Raw genomic sequence first — 16965 nt, 5'->3', positions numbered from 1 at the left:
GAAAAAAGCAGGTGCGCAACGAACGGGCGCAACCGACGACGCAAATGAAAAAGCCCGCACGAGGCGGGCTTTTGCATTTTCTGGCGGAGCGGACGGGACTCGAACCCGCGACCCCCGGCGTGACAGGCCGGTATTCTAACCGACTGAACTACCGCTCCTTGGTCTGGCTGAATCAGGAAACTGGTGGGTGCTGAGGGGTTCGAACCCCCGACCTACGCCTTGTAAGGGCGCCGCTCTACCAGCTGAGCTAAGCACCCGTTTCCGATTCGTTCTGGCTGCGATCTGCGTTTCGGCATCAACAACCAGCGAGCCCGCAAGTTTAATTCATCCCCGATCATTTTGCCAAGCCCGTGCGCAAAAAATTTTAACGCCCCCCCTGCTCAACACACACGATGCCGACGCACATAAAAAAACCCGCGGACACGCCGCGGGTTTCGTGAACAACCGTCAGGGACGGCGCTCAGGTTTTCAGTGCTTGACGACTTCCGTCGAGCCGGCATCCGTCGCCGCCTCGCCGACCGGTGCCGCAGCCTTCGCCTCTTCTTCCGGCGGCAGCGGGGTCGGCGTACGCTCGAGCGCGAGTTCGAGCACCTTGTCGATCCAGCGGACCGGCACGATCTCGATCGCGTTCTTCACGTTGTCCGGAATGTCCGCGAGATCCTTCACGTTCTCTTCCGGGATCAGCACGAGCTTGATGCCGCCGCGATGCGCAGCCAGCAGCTTTTCCTTCAGCCCGCCGATCGGCAGCACTTCGCCACGCAGCGTGATCTCGCCCGTCATCGCGACATCGGCACGCACGGGGATCCCCGTCAGCACCGACACCAGCGCGGTCGTCATCGCACCGCCGGCGGACGGACCGTCCTTCGGCGTCGCGCCTTCCGGCACGTGGATGTGGATGTCCTGCTTCTCGAACGCTTCGTCCTTGATGCCCAGACGGCGCGAACGCGAGCGCACGACCGAACGTGCAGCCTCGACCGACTCCTTCATCACGTCGCCGAGCGAACCCGTGCGGATCACGTTGCCCTTGCCCGGCATCACCGCGGCTTCGATCGTCAGCAGGTCGCCGCCGACTTCCGTCCACGCGAGGCCCGTCACCTGACCGACCTGGTTTTCCTTCGCCGCGAGGCCGAAGTCGTACTTGCGCACGCCGAGGAACGTATCGAGGTTCTCGCCATCGACCTTGATCGCGCCCGATGCCTTCTTCAGCAACAGCATCTTCACGACCTTGCGGCAGATCTTCGACACTTCCCGCTCGAGCGAACGCACACCGGCTTCGCGCGTGTAGTAGCGGATGATGTCGCGGATCGCCTGCTCGGCGACTTCGATCTCGCCTTCCTTCAGGCCGTTGTTCTTCTTCTGCTTCGGCAGCAGGTAACGCTGCGCGATGCTGACCTTCTCGTCTTCCGTGTAACCCGACAGACGAATCACTTCCATCCGGTCGAGCAGCGGCGGCGGGATGTTCAGCGAGTTCGACGTCGCGACGAACATCACGTCCGACAGGTCGAAGTCGACTTCGATGTAGTGATCGGCGAACGTGTGGTTCTGTTCCGGATCGAGCACTTCGAGCAGCGCCGACGACGGATCGCCGCGGAAATCCATGCCCATCTTGTCGACTTCGTCGAGCAGGAAGAGCGGATTGCGCACGCCGACTTTCGCCAGGCTCTGCAGGATCTTGCCCGGCATCGAGCCGATGTACGTGCGGCGGTGGCCGCGAATCTCGGCTTCGTCACGCACGCCGCCGAGCGCCATCCGGACGAACTTGCGGTTCGTCGCGCGAGCGATCGACTGGCCGAGCGAGGTCTTGCCGACGCCCGGAGGCCCGACGAGGCACAGGATCGGCGCCTTCACCTTGTCGACGCGCTGCTGCACCGCGAGATACTCGAGGATGCGTTCCTTCACCTTCTCGAGGCCGAAGTGATCCTCGTCGAGCACCTGCTCGGCGTTCGACAGGTCGTTGTTGACCTTGCTCTTCTTGCGCCACGGCAGGCCGATCAGCGTGTCGATGTAGTTGCGCACGACGGTCGCTTCCGCCGACATCGGCGACATCAGCTTCAGCTTCTTGAGCTCGGCATCGGCCTTCTTCTTCGCTTCCTTCGGCATGCGCGCGGCGTTGATGCGCTTCTCGAGTTCCTCGAGGTCCGCACCCTCTTCGCCTTCGCCCAGTTCCTTCTGGATCGCCTTGACCTGTTCGTTCAGGTAGTACTCGCGCTGGCTCTTTTCCATCTGGCGCTTCACGCGCCCGCGGATGCGCTTTTCGACCTGCAGGATGTCGATCTCGGCTTCGAGCTGCGCGAGCAGGTGCTCGAGGCGCTCGATGACCGGGAACATCTCGAGGATGTGCTGCTTCTGGTCGAGCTTCAGCGGCAGACGCTCGGCGATCATGTCCGCGAGGCGGCCTGCTTCATCGATGCCCGACAGCGACGTGAGAATTTCCGGCGGGATCTTCTTGTTCAGCTTCACGTACTGGTCGAACTGCGACACGATCGCGCGGCGCAGCGCTTCCGTTTCCGCGCTGTCGGCGTGATCGGGCTCGAGCGGCATGACTTCACAGGAGAACTGCGTCTCCTGCTCTTCGATCGACAACGCCTTCGCACGCTGCAGGCCCTCGACGAGCACCTTCACGGTGCCGTCCGGCAGCTTCAGCATCTGCAGGATGTTGGCGATACAACCGACCTCGTACATGTCCTTTTCGGTCGGTTCGTCCTTGGCCGCGGTCTTCTGGGCGACGAGCATGATGTGCTTGCCGCCTTCCATCGCTGCTTCGAGGGCCTTGATCGATTTCGGCCGGCCCACGAAGAGCGGAATCACCATGTGCGGGAAAACGACGACATCCCGCAGCGGCAGCAGCGGGAGCGTAATGCGTTCCGGCGGGAGAAGTTGGGTGCCTGACATTTCATTTCCCCATGAGTGGAATCAATTGTTCGGTAATTGAGGCCGCCACAACGAATTGCAAGCCTTCAAGTGCGGGAAATATTCGGTAAGAAAGTAACCACCGCGTGTCGAGTCAGAGTTACCCACAAGATAAACGAAAAAAAGCCGCCCACGGTCTCATGAACGGCCTTTTTCGCAGAACATCGTCGGCAAGCCGGTCAGTTCGAACCCGCCACCTTCGGCGTGTCCTCATAGATCAGCAGGGGCTTGCCGTCGCCATCGATGACGTTCTCGTCGATGATGACCTTGCTGACCCCTTTCATCGCCGGCAGTTCATACATCACGTCGAGCAATGCCTGTTCGATGATCGAACGCAAACCGCGCGCGCCGGTCTTGCGGCGGATCGCCTTGCGTGCGACTGCCTGCAGCGCGCCCGGCCGGATTTCCAGCTCGACGCGCTCCATCGCGAACAGCTTGTGATACTGCTTGACGAGCGCATTCTTCGGCTCGACGAGGATCTTCATCAGCGCGGCTTCGTCGAGCTTGCCGAGCGTCGCGACCACCGGCAGACGGCCGATCAGTTCGGGGATCAGACCGAATTTGATCAGGTCTTCCGGTTCCGTTTCGCGCAGCACTTCGCCCGCGTCGCGTTCCTGCTTGCTCTTGACCGTCGCGCCGAAGCCGATGCCCGTCTTTTCGGTGCGATCGGTGATCACCTTCTCGAGCCCGTCGAACGCGCCGCCGCAGATGAACAGGATGTTGGTCGTGTCGACCTGGATGAAATCCTGGTTCGGGTGCTTGCGGCCGCCCTGCGGCGGCACCGACGCCATCGTGCCCTCGACGAGCTTCAGCAGCGCCTGCTGGACGCCCTCGCCCGACACGTCGCGCGTGATCGACGGGTTGTCCGACTTGCGGCTGATCTTGTCGATTTCGTCGATATAGACGATCCCGCGCTGGGCCTTGTCGACCTCGTAGTTGCAGTTCTGCAACAGCTTCTGGATGATGTTCTCGACGTCCTCGCCGACGTAGCCGGCTTCGGTCAGCGTCGTCGCATCGGCGATCACGAACGGCACGTTCAGCAACCGCGCGAGCGTCTGCGCGAGCAGCGTCTTGCCGGAGCCCGTCGGGCCGATCAGCAGGATGTTGCTCTTCGACAGCTCGACATCGTCCTTCTTGTCGAGGTGCTTCAGGCGCTTGTAGTGGTTGTAGACGGCCACCGCGAGGATCTTCTTCGCGCGCTCCTGGCCGATCACGTACTGATCGAGGATGTCGCGAATTTCCTGCGGGCTCGGCAGATCCGACCGGGACAGGCTGGCCTCGACGCCGGCGGCAGCCGCCTCGTCGCGAATGATCTCGTTGCAGAGGTCGATGCATTCATCGCAGATGAATACCGACGGGCCCGCGATGAGTTTCTTCACCTCATGCTGGCTCTTGCCGCAAAACGAACAATACAACAGCTTCTCGCTGTTCGAACCTTTTTTGTCCGCCATGAATGTAGAGCCTCCGGACAGGTAAATGACATGATACGCCGAATGCTCCGGACGCCGCGCCTAGGGCGCGACCGGAGCCGGCTGGATGCGCTTGCCGCAGATGCTCAGGGCACTCGGGACATTGCGGGGGCACCGACCGAATCGGGGCGGCACCCTACTTAAGCTCACGGGCGCTTCAGCAGCACCTGATCGATCAGCCCGTACGCCTTTGCATCTTCGCTCGACATGAAGTTATCACGGTCGGTGTCGCGGGCGATGCGCTCGACGTCCTGGCCCGTATGCTGCGCGAGCAGGTTATTCAGCCGCTCCTTCAGGTAGAGGATTTCGCGTGCCTGGATCTCGATGTCGGACGCCTGGCCGCGCGCGCCGCCGAGCGGCTGGTGAATCATCACGCGCGAGTTCGGCAGCGCGAAACGCTTGCCCTTCGCGCCCGACGCGAGCAGGAACGCGCCCATGCTGGCCGCGAGGCCCATGCAGAGGGTCGACACGTCCGGCTTGATGAACTGCATCGTGTCGTAGATCGCCATGCCGGCCGATACCGAGCCGCCCGGGCTGTTGATGTAGAGGCTGATGTCCTTGTCGGGATTCTCGCTCTCGAGGAACAGCAATTGCGCGACCACGAGGTTGGCGGTCTGGTCGTTCACTTCGCCGACCATGAACACCAGGCGCTCCTTCAGGAGACGCGAATAGATATCGTACGAACGCTCGCCGCGGCCGCTCGTTTCGACGACGATCGGCACCAGCCCCAGCGCTTGCGCCTCGAAACCCTGCGGCGCGTTCGACGCAAGCATGTCCAGCAATTCAGCGCGAGTGATCATTCAATAAGCCTTGTTCGAATGGAAAATTGAACGGAGGGAAGCCGCCCGCTCAATCGCCATATTAATGGCAACCGTGCGCTTGACGTAGAAACGGCGTGCGGGCCGTCGCTCCGACAGCCGGCACGCCGCTAGAGCGACACTTACGCTTGCGCCGATGCGCTCGCGAGTGCCTCGAAGCTCACTTCCTTGTCCGTCACCTTTGCCTTGCCCAGCACGAAGTCGACGACGTTGCTTTCAACGACGAACGCTTCCATCTCGGCGAGGCGCTGCTGGTTCGAATAATACCAGCGGACCACTTCCTTCGGGTCTTCGTAGCTCTTCGCGAACTCGTCGACTTCCGCGCGGATCTGCTCCGGCTTCGCTTCGAGGCCGTTCGACTTCACGAGCTCGGCCAGCACGAGGCCCAGCTTCACGCGACGCTCTGCCTGCTCGGCGAACATCTCGGCCGGGATCGGTGCGTCCTTCGCGTTCGGCACGCCGCGCTGCGCCAGATCCTGGCGAGCCATTTCGACGAGGCGTTGCTGGTCCTGCTCGATCAGCGCCTTCGGCACGTCGAGTTCGGAAATCTTCAGCAGTGCGTCCATCACCTGGTTCTTGACGATCGACTGCGTGCGGCGCTTCGCTTCGCGCTCGAGGTTTTCCTTGATTTCGGCGCGCATCTTCGTCAGGTCGCCGTCTTCGATGCCGAGCGACTTCGCGAATTCGCCGTCGATTTCCGGCAGGTGCGGCCACTCGATCTTCTTCATCGTGACCGTGAATTGCGCCGTCTTGCCCGCCACGTCCTTGCCGTGGTAGTCGTCCGGGAACTTCAGGTCGAACGTGCGCGCCTCGCCGACCTTCAGGCCCAGCGCCGCCGTTTCGAATTCCGGCAGCATGCGGCCTTCGCCGAGCACGAACGGGAAGTCTTCGGCCGTGCCGCCCTGGAACGCGACGTCGTCGATCTTGCCGACGAAGTCGACCGTCACGCGGTCGCCGTTCTTCGCTGCGGTGTCCGCACCGCCGTCACCGTGCTCGCCGGCTTCGCCGCGAGCGTGGAAGTGCACGCGCTGCTTGCGCAGGATATCCAGCGTGCGGTCGATTTCAGCGTCGCCGATCGACGTCGTCGAGCGTTCGACTTCAGCCGTCGCCAGATCGCCGATCTTCACTTCCGGGTAAACCTCGAACGTCGCGTCGAACGCATATGCATCCTCAGCCTGCTCCGGCTTCGGCTCGAAGCTCGGCTGGCCGGCCACGCGCAGGTTTTCCGCACGGCTGATCGTGAAGAATTCCTGGCCGATCTTGTCGCTCAGCACTTCCGCCTCGACCTGGCCCGAGTACTGCTGTGCGACCATCTTGAGCGGCACCTTGCCCGGGCGGAAACCCGGCATGCGAACGTTCTTCGCGAGTTTCTGGATACGGGCGTCGATTTCCTTCTGCACGGTGTCCTTCGGCAGGGAAATCGTCACGCGGCGTTCAAGCTTGCCGAGGTTCTCAACAACGTTAGCCATGGCTTCAATCGTCCTAAAATTATTCGAGCGAATCGGGTTTTCCTTGCCGTGCCTGCCTGCGGCGTGAGGTGCATCGCATGCACACGCCGCGCCGGAGCGCCACGCCATCCCTGCACGCGCCGGATGGCTAGCGCAAGCGGCTCGGAGCACGGCTTTGGCCGGAAGAATCGACTATTCTAGCAAACAATTTTCCTCGTACCGCCAGAACGGCACGACAACGATGCAGAGCGGTCGCGCCGTCCGCTTCCGTCGACGGCAATGCGCGCGGATCGCCGCTATGCCGAACGGCGTATCCACCGCCGGGCCGCCATCCTGTAAGCTCCGATTGAGCATGCGCCGCGGTCGCGGCCGCCATTCTTCACATCAAACATGCCTTCCGGAGACACCATGCCGCAACACCCGTCCGCGCCTGTCGTCGTCATCGCGCCCGATTCGTTCAAAGGCTCGCTTTCCGCCGAGCAGGTCGCGGACGCGATCGCCACCGGCATCCGCCGCGCCCGTCCCGACGCGATCGTGCGCTGCTGCCCGATGGCCGACGGCGGCGAAGGCACGCTCGACGCGATGCTGGCGGGCGGCGGCACGCGGCGCGCGCTGCGGGTGGCCGGCGCGTCGCTCGCGGCACGCGACGCGGCCGTCGGCGTGATCGACGCGCACACCGCGATCGTCGAGACGGCCGAGGTCGTCGGGATCACCGACGCGATCGGCATGAGCGTGCCCGTTGACGCGCGCAGCACGCGCGGCATGGGCGAAGCGATCCGCATGCTGCTCGACGAGGGCGTGCGCCGCTTCTTCGTCGCGCTCGGCGGCAGCAGCACCAACGACGCGGGCGCGGGATTGCTCGCGGGCCTCGGCCTGCAATGCTTCGATGCGGCGGGCCAGCCGGTCGAACCGGTCCCGGCGCGGCTCGCCGATATCGCGCGGATCGACGCGTCGGGGCTCGATCCGCGCCTGAAGGAAGCGGAATTCATCGGCATGTCCGACGTCGACAACCCGCTGACGGGCGCGCACGGCGCGACCGCGGTGTTCGGTCCGCAAAAGGGCGTGACGTCCGAGCAGGTTGCGACCCTCGACACCGCGCTCGGCCGTTTCGCCGACCTGCTCGAGACCGCGCTCGACCGGCGCGCCCGCGACCTGCCAGGCGCCGGCGCGGCGGGCGGTCTCGGATTCGCGCTGCACATGCTGGGCGCACAGTTCGAAGCCGGCGCGGAAGTGGTCGCACGGCAAATCGGGCTCGATGCCGCGCTCGCCGGCGCCGACTGGCTGATTACCGGCGAAGGCCGCTCCGACGTGCAGACGCTGCACGGCAAGGCACCGTTCATCGCCTGCCGTCATGCGCGGGCCGCGGGCGTGCCCGCGTCGCTGCTGTCGGGCGCAGTCGACCCGGCCGCGCTGCCGCGCCTGTCCGAACACTTTTCCGGCTGCTTCTCGCCCGCACCCGGCCCGATCACGCTCGACGTCGCGATCCGCGACGCGGCGAACCTGCTCGCGAACGAAGCCGAACAGTTGACACGGCTGAAGTACGGCGCACACTGACCGTTGACCCGAGCGCGCGATACAGGAACAATCGGGCCCGCCCTTTTTCTTCAGGATTCGACATGAAAGGCCGCCAAGCCGGGCTCGATCAGTTTCTGACCTATCGCCTCCATGCGCTCACGAAGCGATCCGACCGCGGGATCGCCGAGGTGTACCGGCACAAGCTGGACATCTCGCTTCCCGAGGCGCGGGTGATCGTCGCCGTCGGCGCCTTTGGTCCGTTTTCGATCATGGATCTCGCCCGCCATACCAATCTCGACAAAAGCCAGGCGAGCCGCGCGGCGGAAGCGCTGCTGCGCCAGGGGCTGCTCCAGCGCAGCGCGAGCAAGGAAGACGGCCGGATCGTGCTGATCGCGCTGACCGCCGACGGCCGTGCGCTGCATCGCAAGATCATGCCGATCGTGCGCAAGTGGAATGACGGCTTGCTCGCGTGCCTGTCCGATGGCGAGCGCCAGACGTTCGAGCGACTGCTCGACAAGGTCGTCGCGAACGCGGTCGAACGCGACGACTGAGTCGCAATACGGGGGCAATCGGTGCCGCACCCGCGTGGCGAAGGTGCGGCATGCACCGGGATCGCCTCAGCGGCCCCGCACGCGCCTCAAGCGGACCCCAGCGCCCGCCGCGTTATTTCAGATGAATCCTGCGGGCCTTCCAGTCGCGCAGGCGCACGGGCAGCGTGCCCGGCTTCCCCTGCCGCGGCTACCGGACGCCTACCCGGCGCCTCGCAGCCTTCTCCGCGTACCGGGCAGGCGCCGCGCCCCCCCTCGGCTATAGCCCGCTGTTCGCCGCCCGCTGACGCAGCAATCCCAGCACCGCGTCGCAATACGGCGTCGGCACGTTGAGCTTGCGTCCCAGTTCCGGAAACACGCCGAGGATCGGTCCGATCTCCAGTGCTCGCCCGGCCTCGAAATCCTGCAGCATCGACGTCTTGAACGCGCCGAGCTTGCGCGTCACGGCAATCCGCTCCGGCCCGCTCATTCCCGTATCGAGACCAAGCTTCGCGCCGATCGCGGCCGCCTCCTCCATCATCCGCAACGCGAGTTCCTGCGTGAACGGATCGTCGAGCAGTTGCGAGGCAGTCGAACCCGTCAGCGCGCTCAACGGGTTCATGTTCATGTTGCCCCACAGTTTTGCCCAGATCTCGGTGCGGATCGCCGGGGTCGACTCGACGTCGAAACCGCCCGCGGCGAGCGCCGCCGCGAATCGCGCGGTCGCCGCATCGAGTTGCGGATCGGGCGAGCCGACGATCAGACGGTTGCCGCGGCCGCGGCGCACGATACCCGGCGCGTCGGTGCTGGACGACAGATGCACGACGCAGCCGATCGCCTGCGCAGGCGGCAGCGCTGCCGAGACCGCACCCGCCGGGTCGACCGCATCGAGCGGCACGCCGTCGAGTGGGCCCGCGAACCCGTGCGTGAACCACCACGGCAGCCCGTTCATCGCGGCGACAATCACCGTGCGGGGCCCGACCAGCGGCGCAACGCGCGCGGCCAGCGCCGGCAACGCCTGCGCTTTCAGCGCGATCACCACGTAGTCCTGCACGCCGAGCGCGGACGCGTCGTCGCTCGCGCGCACCGGGACCGACGACTCGGTCCCCGCCTCGTCGATCACGCGCACGCCGTGCGCGTTCAGCGCATCGAGCGTCGCGCCGCGCGCGAATGCGCTCACCGTCATGCCGGCCCGCGACAGTGCTGCCGCGAGCAACCCGCCGATCGCGCCGACCCCGACCACCGCAGCGCGCACCGACCCTGAATTCGTGTCGTTCATGATGAAAATCCGTCTACCCGGAGCGGACGAGCATAGCGCCCAATGGTTGCGGATACAACCATTTACGCAAGCATCCGCGCGGCCGTGTTCGCATGAGCGGTTCAGCGCGGTGCGATGACCGCCTCCGCAGGCTCGTCGTCGGTCGTGCCCCCCGTCGCGCCGAGCACGCCGGCGATCTGGCTCTTGTCGTGCATGCCGAGCTTGCGGTACGCGCAGCGCAGATAGTGACGCACCGTCGTCGGCGAAATCGCCATCTGCTGCGCGACCTCCTTGTGCGAACGGCCGGCACCGTAATAGCGAATCGCCGCGAGCTCGCGCGGGCTCAGCCTGTCGAGCAGCGAGCGCGGCCGCGCCTCGATCTGGAACAGTCCCGCGATGGGCACGCACTGGATGCGCAGCGCGTCGCCGATGTACGGCTGGCCCGATTGGCGGCGCACATGTGCGACCAGCGGCTCCGGCACGCGCGGGCCCGTCCACGCCGGCCATTCAGTCCGCAGCACGTCGTCGAAGCCGTGATCAGCGTGATGCAGCACGCCGAAGTTGTCGCACAGCGCGCGCGCCGCCGGCGCCACCGCATCGGCACGCTCGCGCGTGAGCTGCGCCGCGCGATTGATCGTCAGCGCGGCCGCCAGATGCGGAATCACTTCCTCGAAGCGACTCGCTTCGTCGTCGTTGAACGGACGATTCAGGCCCTGGCGATAGATCGACATGAACGTCGTCAGCCCGAAGCGGCGATCGAGCGTACACACGCACATCAGTTGCGCCAGCCCGTACTTCACGCACCAGTCGCGAAACCGCGCATCGAACCCGGGCTCGACGACCGACAGACGCACCGCGCGACCGTGCGCGCCGAGCAGCGTGCGTTGCGCGAGCGGATCGCAATCGCGCACGCGTTTCCAGTCGCTGAAGAACGCGTGCGGAAGACGGTACAGGAAACTGTTGTGCATCACGGGGCCGGTCGGCGTGTGCGTCGCGACGCCGGTCCACGCGGCGTCGAACGGGATGAGCCCCTGCAGCAGCGAAAAGAAGCGGCACTCGAATTCGCCGATGCTCGACTGCGCGGCGACCGCATACAGGTCGAGCAGCATCAGGCCGAGTTCGCGTCGCGCCGCGTCGCCGCGCGTCACGCCGTCGAAATCGGCGCGGCGGGACGGCAGCGGCGGCCATGCGGATTCGTCGAGCACGATCGCGGCCGGCACGTCGCGCAGCGCATCGGGATCCTGTCCGATATCCGTGGTGATCCTCACCTTCCGCTCCCCTGCCCGATCGGGCCGCTGATGCACGCAACGCAGACCGGCCGATTATAGCGACCGGTATTTTTGACGGGCTCCGTCGCCGGAACATGCCGCAACCCCATCCATTTGAACGGTGCGCCGCCCGTTGCTGCTGCGCAGCACGCCGCGTCGCGGTGTCGCGGCACGTCCACCCCGTGCACCGCGGGTTTTCCACACCGTTCATCTGCACGACTGTTCAGCGATTTTCCCGCTGCCGACACTGCGTCGCGACAACGCCAACAACAAACGATGCAGGAAGGTATGGAGAACCCCACGTGATGACATCCCGCTTCATCCGCACGGCGACCGCCGCGGCGCTCGCCGCGTGCAGCCTTGCCGCGCACGCGCAATCGACCCTCACGCTGTATGGCGCGCTCGACGCCGGCGTGCAGTACCTGACGCATGCCGACGGACGGCACGCGGCCGTGCAGTTGCAGAACTACGGCATCCTGCCGTCGCAGGTCGGGCTGAAGGGCACCGAGGATCTCGGCGGCGGCTGGCGCGCCCTGTTCAAGCTCGAACAGGGCCTCAACATCAACGACGGCACCTCGACCGTGCCGGGCTACGCGTTCTTCCGCGGCGCGTACGTCGGCATCGCGGGGCCCGTCGGCACCGTGACGCTCGGCCGGCAGTTCAGCGTGCTGTTCGACAAGACGCTGTTCTACGACCCGCTGTGGTACGCGTCGTACAGCGGCCAGGGCGTGCTCGTGCCGGTGACCGCGAACTTCATCGACCACTCGATGAAGTACCAGTCTCCGACGTTCGCCGGCTTCGATGTCGAAGCCCTCGTCGCCACCGCCGGCGTCGCGGGCAATACGCGCGCAGGACGCGTGCTCGAGCTCGGCGGTCAGTACGCCAGCAACGGGCTGTCGATCAGCGCGGTGCTGCATCAGGCGCACGGCGACGCGTCGGCCGCGGACGACGCCTCCGCGCGCCGCCGCGAACTCGGCACGCTCGCCGCGCGTTACGCGTTCGCGACGCTGCCGCTCACGCTCTACGCGGGCATCGAACGCCTGACTGGCGACCTCGATGCGGCGCGCACGATCGTCTGGGGCGGCGCCCGTTATCTGACGTCGGGTGGAATCGGGCTGAACGCGGGCGTCTATCACACCGATTCGCACACGCCGGCGATCGGCCACCCGACGCTGTTCATCGCGAGCACCACCTACGCGCTGTCGAAACGCACCGTCGCCTACGTGAACCTCGGTTATGCGCGCAACAGCGGCCAGAGTTCGCAGACCGTCTACGAATACGACCCGACACTGCTCGCCGGCGCATCGCAGTTCGGCGCGATGGTCGGCATGTATCACCTGTTCTGATTCCGTCCAGCGAGATCCCGCCATGAAAACCCTTTGCTCCGATGCCGCGCTGCCGTCCGACGGCCGCGCGTCCCCTTTCGCGCGCTCGACGCTCGTCGCACTCGTCGTGTTCGCGGCCATCACGCCGCTGCTGCTGCTCGTCGCGCCGGCCGTCGCCGGTCAGCTCGCGACGCAGCTCGGGCTGTCCGCGTCGCAGATCGGCACCTACTTCTTCGTCGAACTCGGCACGTTCAGCCTCGCGACCTTGCCGTCGTACCTGTGGCTCGGCCGCGTCGATGCGCGCCGCGTCGCTGCGTGCGCGATCGCGCTGTTCGGCGCGGGCAATCTCCTGACCGCGTTGTGGATGCCCGGCTTCGTCGCGCTGCTCGCGCTGCGAGCCGTCACCGCGCTCGGCGGCGGCTCGCTGATGGTGCTCTGCATGACCAGCGCAGCCACGAGCGAGAACAGCGATCGCGTGTACGGGCTGTGGGTCGTCGGCCAGTTGATCGCCGGCGCGATCGGCCTGTTCGTGCTGCCGCACGTGTTCGCCGCGTTCGGGCTGCGCGCGCTGTACGTCGCGCTGGCCGCGCTCGCGCTGCTTGCCGCACCGCTGTCGCGCGGCTTTCCGGCGACGCTCGGTGCGCGGACCGCGTCGGTCCGGGCCGCGCGCGGCGCGGCGACGGATGCGTCACGGCGCTTCGTCGTGCTCGCGATCGGTGCGGTACTGAGCTTCTATCTGGCGATCGGCAGCGTGTGGACGTTCGCGAGCCGCGCGGCGGCGGAGGCCGGACTCGACCCGCGGTCGATCGGCAACGTGCTCGCGATCGCGAGCGTGATGGGAATTGCCGGCGCGGCGCTCGCATCCTGCGCGGGCGGCCGGCTTGCGCGGCGCACGATGCTCGCCGCCGGTTACGCGCTGCTCGCGGCGTCGCTCATTGCACTCGCCGCGCTGCCGCATGCGGGCGGCTACAGCGCCGCGATCTTCGCGTTCAAGTTTGCGTGGACATTCGTACTGCCGTTCATTCTCGCGACTGTCGCGCAGATCGATACGTCCGGGCGGCTCGTCGCGACGCTCAATTTCGTGATCGGCGCGGGCCTCGCGGCCGGCCCGCTCCTCGCCGGCCTTCTGCTCGACGCAGGCGGCACGATGCACGCGCTGTTCGCGGCCGCGACGGCCGTCGCGATCGCGTCGTTTGCCGCGCTGCGCCATATCGATCGGCGCGCGCGGACTTCCGTGACTTCCGCTTCCTCCCAACCGTGACAGGTCAAAACCATCCATGAATCGCACTGCCTTCTTCACCGACGAACGCACCTTCTGGCACACCGGCGGCACGCACGCGCTGTTCTTCCCGGTCGGCGGCTGGGTCCAGCCGCCGTCGAGCGCCGGCTACGCGGAATCGCCCGATTCGAAGCGCCGCCTCCTGTCGCTCGTGCAGGCTTCGGGCCTGGCCGACCACCTCGACATGCGCGGTGCCGCGCCGGCCACCACCGGCGATCTGTTGCGCATCCATCCGGCAAGCTATCTCGACGCGTTCCGCGCGCTCAGCGATGCGAAGGGCGGCGACCTCGGCGATCTCGCGCCCTTCGGCAAGGGTAGCTACGAGATCGCCGCACTGTCGGCGGGTCTAGCGATCGCGGCGGTCGACACCGTCGTCGCCGAGCGTGCGGCCAACGCGTTCTCGCTGTCGCGGCCGCCCGGCCATCACTGCCTGCGCGACCGCCCGATGGGCTTCTGCCTGCTCGCGAACATCCCGATCGCGATCGAGGCCGCACGCGCGAAGCATGGCATCGACCGCGTCGCGGTGATCGACTGGGACGTGCATCACGGCAACGGCACGCAGTCGATCTACTACGACGATCCGGACACGCTGACGATCTCGCTGCACCAGGACCGCTGCTTTCCGCCCGGCTACAGCGGCGGCGACGAGCGCGGCGCAGGCGCGGGCGTCGGCGCGAACCTGAACGTGCCGTTGCTCGCGGGTAGCGGCGACGACGCGTATCGCCATGCGTTCGAGCGGATCGTGCTGCCGGCGCTGGAGCGGTTCCGGCCGGAGCTGATCGTCGTCGCGAGCGGCCTCGATGCGAACGCGGTCGATCCGCTCGCGCGCATGCAATTGCATACAGAAAGTTACCGGTACATGACGCGCTCGGTGAAGGAGGCGGCGCAGCGCCACTGCGGCGGACGGCTCGTGATCGTCCACGAGGGCGGCTATTCGGAGGCGTACGTGCCGTTCTGCGGACTCGCGATCGTCGAGGAGCTGGCCGGCATCCGCACCGATGTCGCCGATCCGATGCTCGATCTCGCGATCGCGCAGCAGCCGGGCGAGCGGTTCGTCATGTTCCAGCGCGAACTGCTCGACGAACTTGCCGTGTCGTTCGGCTTGTAACGCGCGCTCACCAACGATGCGGGGCCGGGCCTTGCGCGATCGGTACGGATAGGGTTTCCTGTGTCTTTACACCTGCCAGGTCCGGCCCCCTCTTCAGATGAATTCGTCTTCGCGCGATCCCGACACCAACGACAAACCGTGCCGCCAGCCGTCGAAGCTCGCACTGAATATCGCCGCCGTGCTGGTCGGCCTCGTCACGTTCGCGATCGGCGCGGCGTGGTTGATCTATAGCTGGATCGTCGATCGCGAAGCGCAGTATTTCGCGATTCCGCTGGTGTTCTCGGTGCCGGTGATCGTGGCGGTCGCGGTGCGGAGTTTTTGGGACTAGGCACGCTCGAAACGACAAAGCGCCGCGGTGGGTGGACGCGCGGCGCTTTCTTTCATCAGGTGCAGGCAGGTATCTGCGACGGGCAGCAAGCCTCTCCGTTCGGCCTGGAACCGTTCACAGGGCCGCGTGTGCGGACGGATTCGCGATCGGCCCCTGATAGCCGTGGATGGCGCTCAGCGCGGAACCCACCAGCACCGTGCCGACCGATTTCAGGACGGCTTCCGTCGTCGGCGGCTCACCGCTCGAGATGGGCCGCCCCGAGTAGGCAGAGGTGGCCGCGCAAAATCGGACAGCGGGATAAGTGGAACGGCCGGGGCCTGAGCCAGCGATAATGCAGGCAAAGGAACCGAGGAAATGACGAAACGAACCCGACGCACGCACTCAGCGGCGTTCAAAGCGAAAGTGGCCCTGGCGGCTGTCAAGGGCGAGCGCACGCTGGCCGAACTGGCGCAGCAGTTCGATGTGCATCCGAACCAGATCACAGAATGGAAACGGCAGTTGCAGGAGCGCGCGGCCGACGTGTTCGGTGCGGCTGGCCCGGTGTCTAGCGAGCCACCGGTAGACGTGAAGACCCTGCACGCCAAGATCGGCCAACTCAGCCTGGAAAATGATTTTTTAAGCGGCGCGCTCACCAAGGCGGGATTGCTGAGCGCAAAGCGATGATTGACCGTGGCCATGCGTTGCCGGTTTCGCAGCAAGTCCGGCTGGTTGGTATCGCGAGATCGAGCGCGTATTACCGGGCGCGGCCTGTGGGCGAAGTCGATCAACGGCTGATGCGCCGGATCGACGAACTGCATCTGGAGTTCCCGTTTGCCGGTGCCCGGATGCTGGCGCGCTTGCTGCGCCGGGAAGGCTACGAGGTCGGCCGGCGCCGCGTACGCACGCAAATGAAGCGCATGGGCGTGGAGGCGCTGTACTGCAAGCCGAACACGAGTCGGCGCAACGCGCAGCACAAGGTCTGGCCGTATCTGCTGAGCGGCATGAAGATCGAGCGGGCCAACCAGGTCTGGGCACTCGACACGACCTACGTTCCCATGGCGCGAGGCTTCGTGTATCTGACGGCGGTGGTGGACTGGGCCAGTCGCAAGATCCTCGCGCACCGCGTGGCGATCACGCTGGAGGCCGTGCATGCCGTTGAAGCGCTGGAAGAAGCGTTCGCCCGCCATGGGCACCCCGACATCGTGAACACCGATCAGGGCAGCCAGTTCACGGCGGGAACATTCACCGAGGCGGTGCTGGGCCGAGGCATTCGACTGTCGATGGACGGCAAAGGTGCTTGGCGCGACAACGTGTTCGTCGAGCGCGTGTGGCGCAGCATCAAGTACGAAGAAATTTATTTGCGAGCCTACGAGTCGGTAAGCCATGCCCGGCGCTCCATTGGCCAATACATTGAGCTGTACAACCGCAAACGGCCTCATTCGAGCCTGGCGGATCAGACGCCCGATGAGGCATACTTCGCGACGCTGCCTGCGATCAAATCGGCAGCATGATCGCCCTGGACGCTCCACTTAAAACTCTCAGAAAACTGTCCGAACGAGCGAGGCCACCTCTGGCCATGCACTCCGGGGACGGCGCGATCGCCTGCACGGGCCGTGCGCTCCATGCGACGTTGTCGGCAGGCGTGGCAGCAAACGCCGGTATTGCCAGCGTGAGGGGAAGAACGGAAATCAGCATGCGTGCTGCGTTGAGCATCGATGGTCCCCGGTGGGACA

Annotated in this window: 13 protein-coding genes and 2 tRNA genes; 7 read left to right on the top strand and 8 right to left on the bottom strand. The window is 65.8% G+C overall.

Annotated elements, in window-relative coordinates:
* Positions 1–81 precede the first annotated feature (81 nt).
* From WS66_RS19825 to tig, 6 genes are all read right to left on the bottom strand, one after another.
* Positions 82–158, bottom strand: a tRNA-Asp gene (locus WS66_RS19825).
* Between the two features lie 23 nt (positions 159–181).
* Positions 182–257: transfer RNA gene (locus WS66_RS19820), tRNA-Val, on the bottom strand.
* A 211-nt stretch (positions 258–468) separates the two neighbouring features.
* Entirely contained in the window at positions 469–2892 is a 2424-nt protein-coding gene (gene lon / locus WS66_RS19815; RefSeq protein ID WP_059604136.1) for an endopeptidase La, read from the bottom strand.
* Between the two features lie 197 nt (positions 2893–3089).
* Positions 3090–4361 (bottom strand): ATP-dependent Clp protease ATP-binding subunit ClpX, encoded by a 1272-nt coding sequence (gene clpX, locus WS66_RS19810; RefSeq protein ID WP_006754177.1) that lies wholly within the window; start codon positions 4359–4361, stop codon positions 3090–3092.
* 164 nt (positions 4362–4525) lie between these two features.
* Positions 4526–5179 carry an ATP-dependent Clp endopeptidase proteolytic subunit ClpP gene (gene clpP / locus WS66_RS19805; RefSeq protein WP_006496351.1) on the bottom strand — a complete coding sequence of 218 codons (654 nt, stop codon included), beginning with the start codon at positions 5177–5179 and terminating at the stop codon, positions 4526–4528.
* Positions 5180–5319: 140 nt separating this feature from the next.
* Positions 5320–6666 carry a trigger factor gene (gene tig, locus WS66_RS19800; protein ID WP_059604133.1) on the bottom strand — a complete coding sequence of 449 codons (1347 nt, stop codon included), beginning with the start codon at positions 6664–6666 and terminating at the stop codon, positions 5320–5322.
* A gap of 387 nt (positions 6667–7053) precedes the next feature.
* Between tig and WS66_RS19795 the strand changes: the two genes are divergently transcribed.
* Positions 7054–8199: a glycerate kinase gene (locus WS66_RS19795; protein ID WP_059604130.1), complete on the top strand. Its 1146-nt coding sequence runs from the start codon at positions 7054–7056 to the stop codon at positions 8197–8199.
* A gap of 62 nt (positions 8200–8261) precedes the next feature.
* Positions 8262–8711, top strand: a complete 450-nt coding sequence (locus WS66_RS19790; RefSeq protein ID WP_059604126.1) for a MarR family winged helix-turn-helix transcriptional regulator — start codon at positions 8262–8264, stop codon at positions 8709–8711.
* A 256-nt stretch (positions 8712–8967) separates the two neighbouring features.
* Here the strand turns inward: WS66_RS19790 and WS66_RS19785 are convergent, their stop codons facing one another.
* Positions 8968–9966 (bottom strand): 2-dehydropantoate 2-reductase, encoded by a 999-nt coding sequence (locus tag WS66_RS19785; RefSeq protein ID WP_059604123.1) that lies wholly within the window; start codon positions 9964–9966, stop codon positions 8968–8970.
* A gap of 101 nt (positions 9967–10067) precedes the next feature.
* Positions 10068–11213, bottom strand: coding sequence for a helix-turn-helix transcriptional regulator (locus tag WS66_RS19780; RefSeq protein ID WP_059604120.1), 1146 nt, complete (start codon positions 11211–11213; stop codon positions 10068–10070).
* A 302-nt stretch (positions 11214–11515) separates the two neighbouring features.
* On the opposite strand from WS66_RS19780, the gene WS66_RS19770 reads away from it, so the two are divergent.
* From WS66_RS19770 to WS66_RS19745, 5 genes are all read left to right on the top strand, one after another.
* Positions 11516–12559, top strand: a complete 1044-nt coding sequence (locus tag WS66_RS19770) for a porin (protein WP_059604118.1) — start codon at positions 11516–11518, stop codon at positions 12557–12559.
* 22 nt (positions 12560–12581) lie between these two features.
* On the top strand, positions 12582–13799 hold the full coding sequence (locus WS66_RS19765; RefSeq protein ID WP_059604115.1) for an MFS transporter: 1218 nt from the start codon (positions 12582–12584) through the stop codon (positions 13797–13799).
* Positions 13800–13815: 16 nt separating this feature from the next.
* Complete coding sequence (locus tag WS66_RS19760) at positions 13816–14925, top strand: class II histone deacetylase (protein ID WP_059604110.1); 1110 nt, start codon at positions 13816–13818, stop codon at positions 14923–14925.
* Positions 14926–15022: 97 nt separating this feature from the next.
* The gene (locus WS66_RS19755; RefSeq protein WP_059604107.1) at positions 15023–15253 is read left to right on the top strand and encodes a hypothetical protein; all 231 of its coding nucleotides are present in this window, start codon (positions 15023–15025) and stop codon (positions 15251–15253) included.
* Positions 15254–15607: 354 nt separating this feature from the next.
* Positions 15608–16743 (top strand): IS3 family transposase gene (locus tag WS66_RS19745; RefSeq protein ID WP_442859285.1). Its coding sequence is split into 2 segments (ribosomal slippage): positions 15608–15872 and positions 15872–16743, totalling 1137 coding nucleotides; the frame shifts between segments, so codons are not numbered across the junction.
* The last annotated feature ends 222 nt before the right edge of the window (positions 16744–16965 follow it).

It is taken from the genome of Burkholderia sp. LA-2-3-30-S1-D2, assembly GCF_001523915.2.
Taxonomy (GTDB): Bacteria; Pseudomonadota; Gammaproteobacteria; order Burkholderiales; family Burkholderiaceae; genus Burkholderia; species Burkholderia diffusa.
Note: the sequence above shows the minus strand (reverse complement) of the source record. Positions and strands in the feature narration are given on the sequence as shown.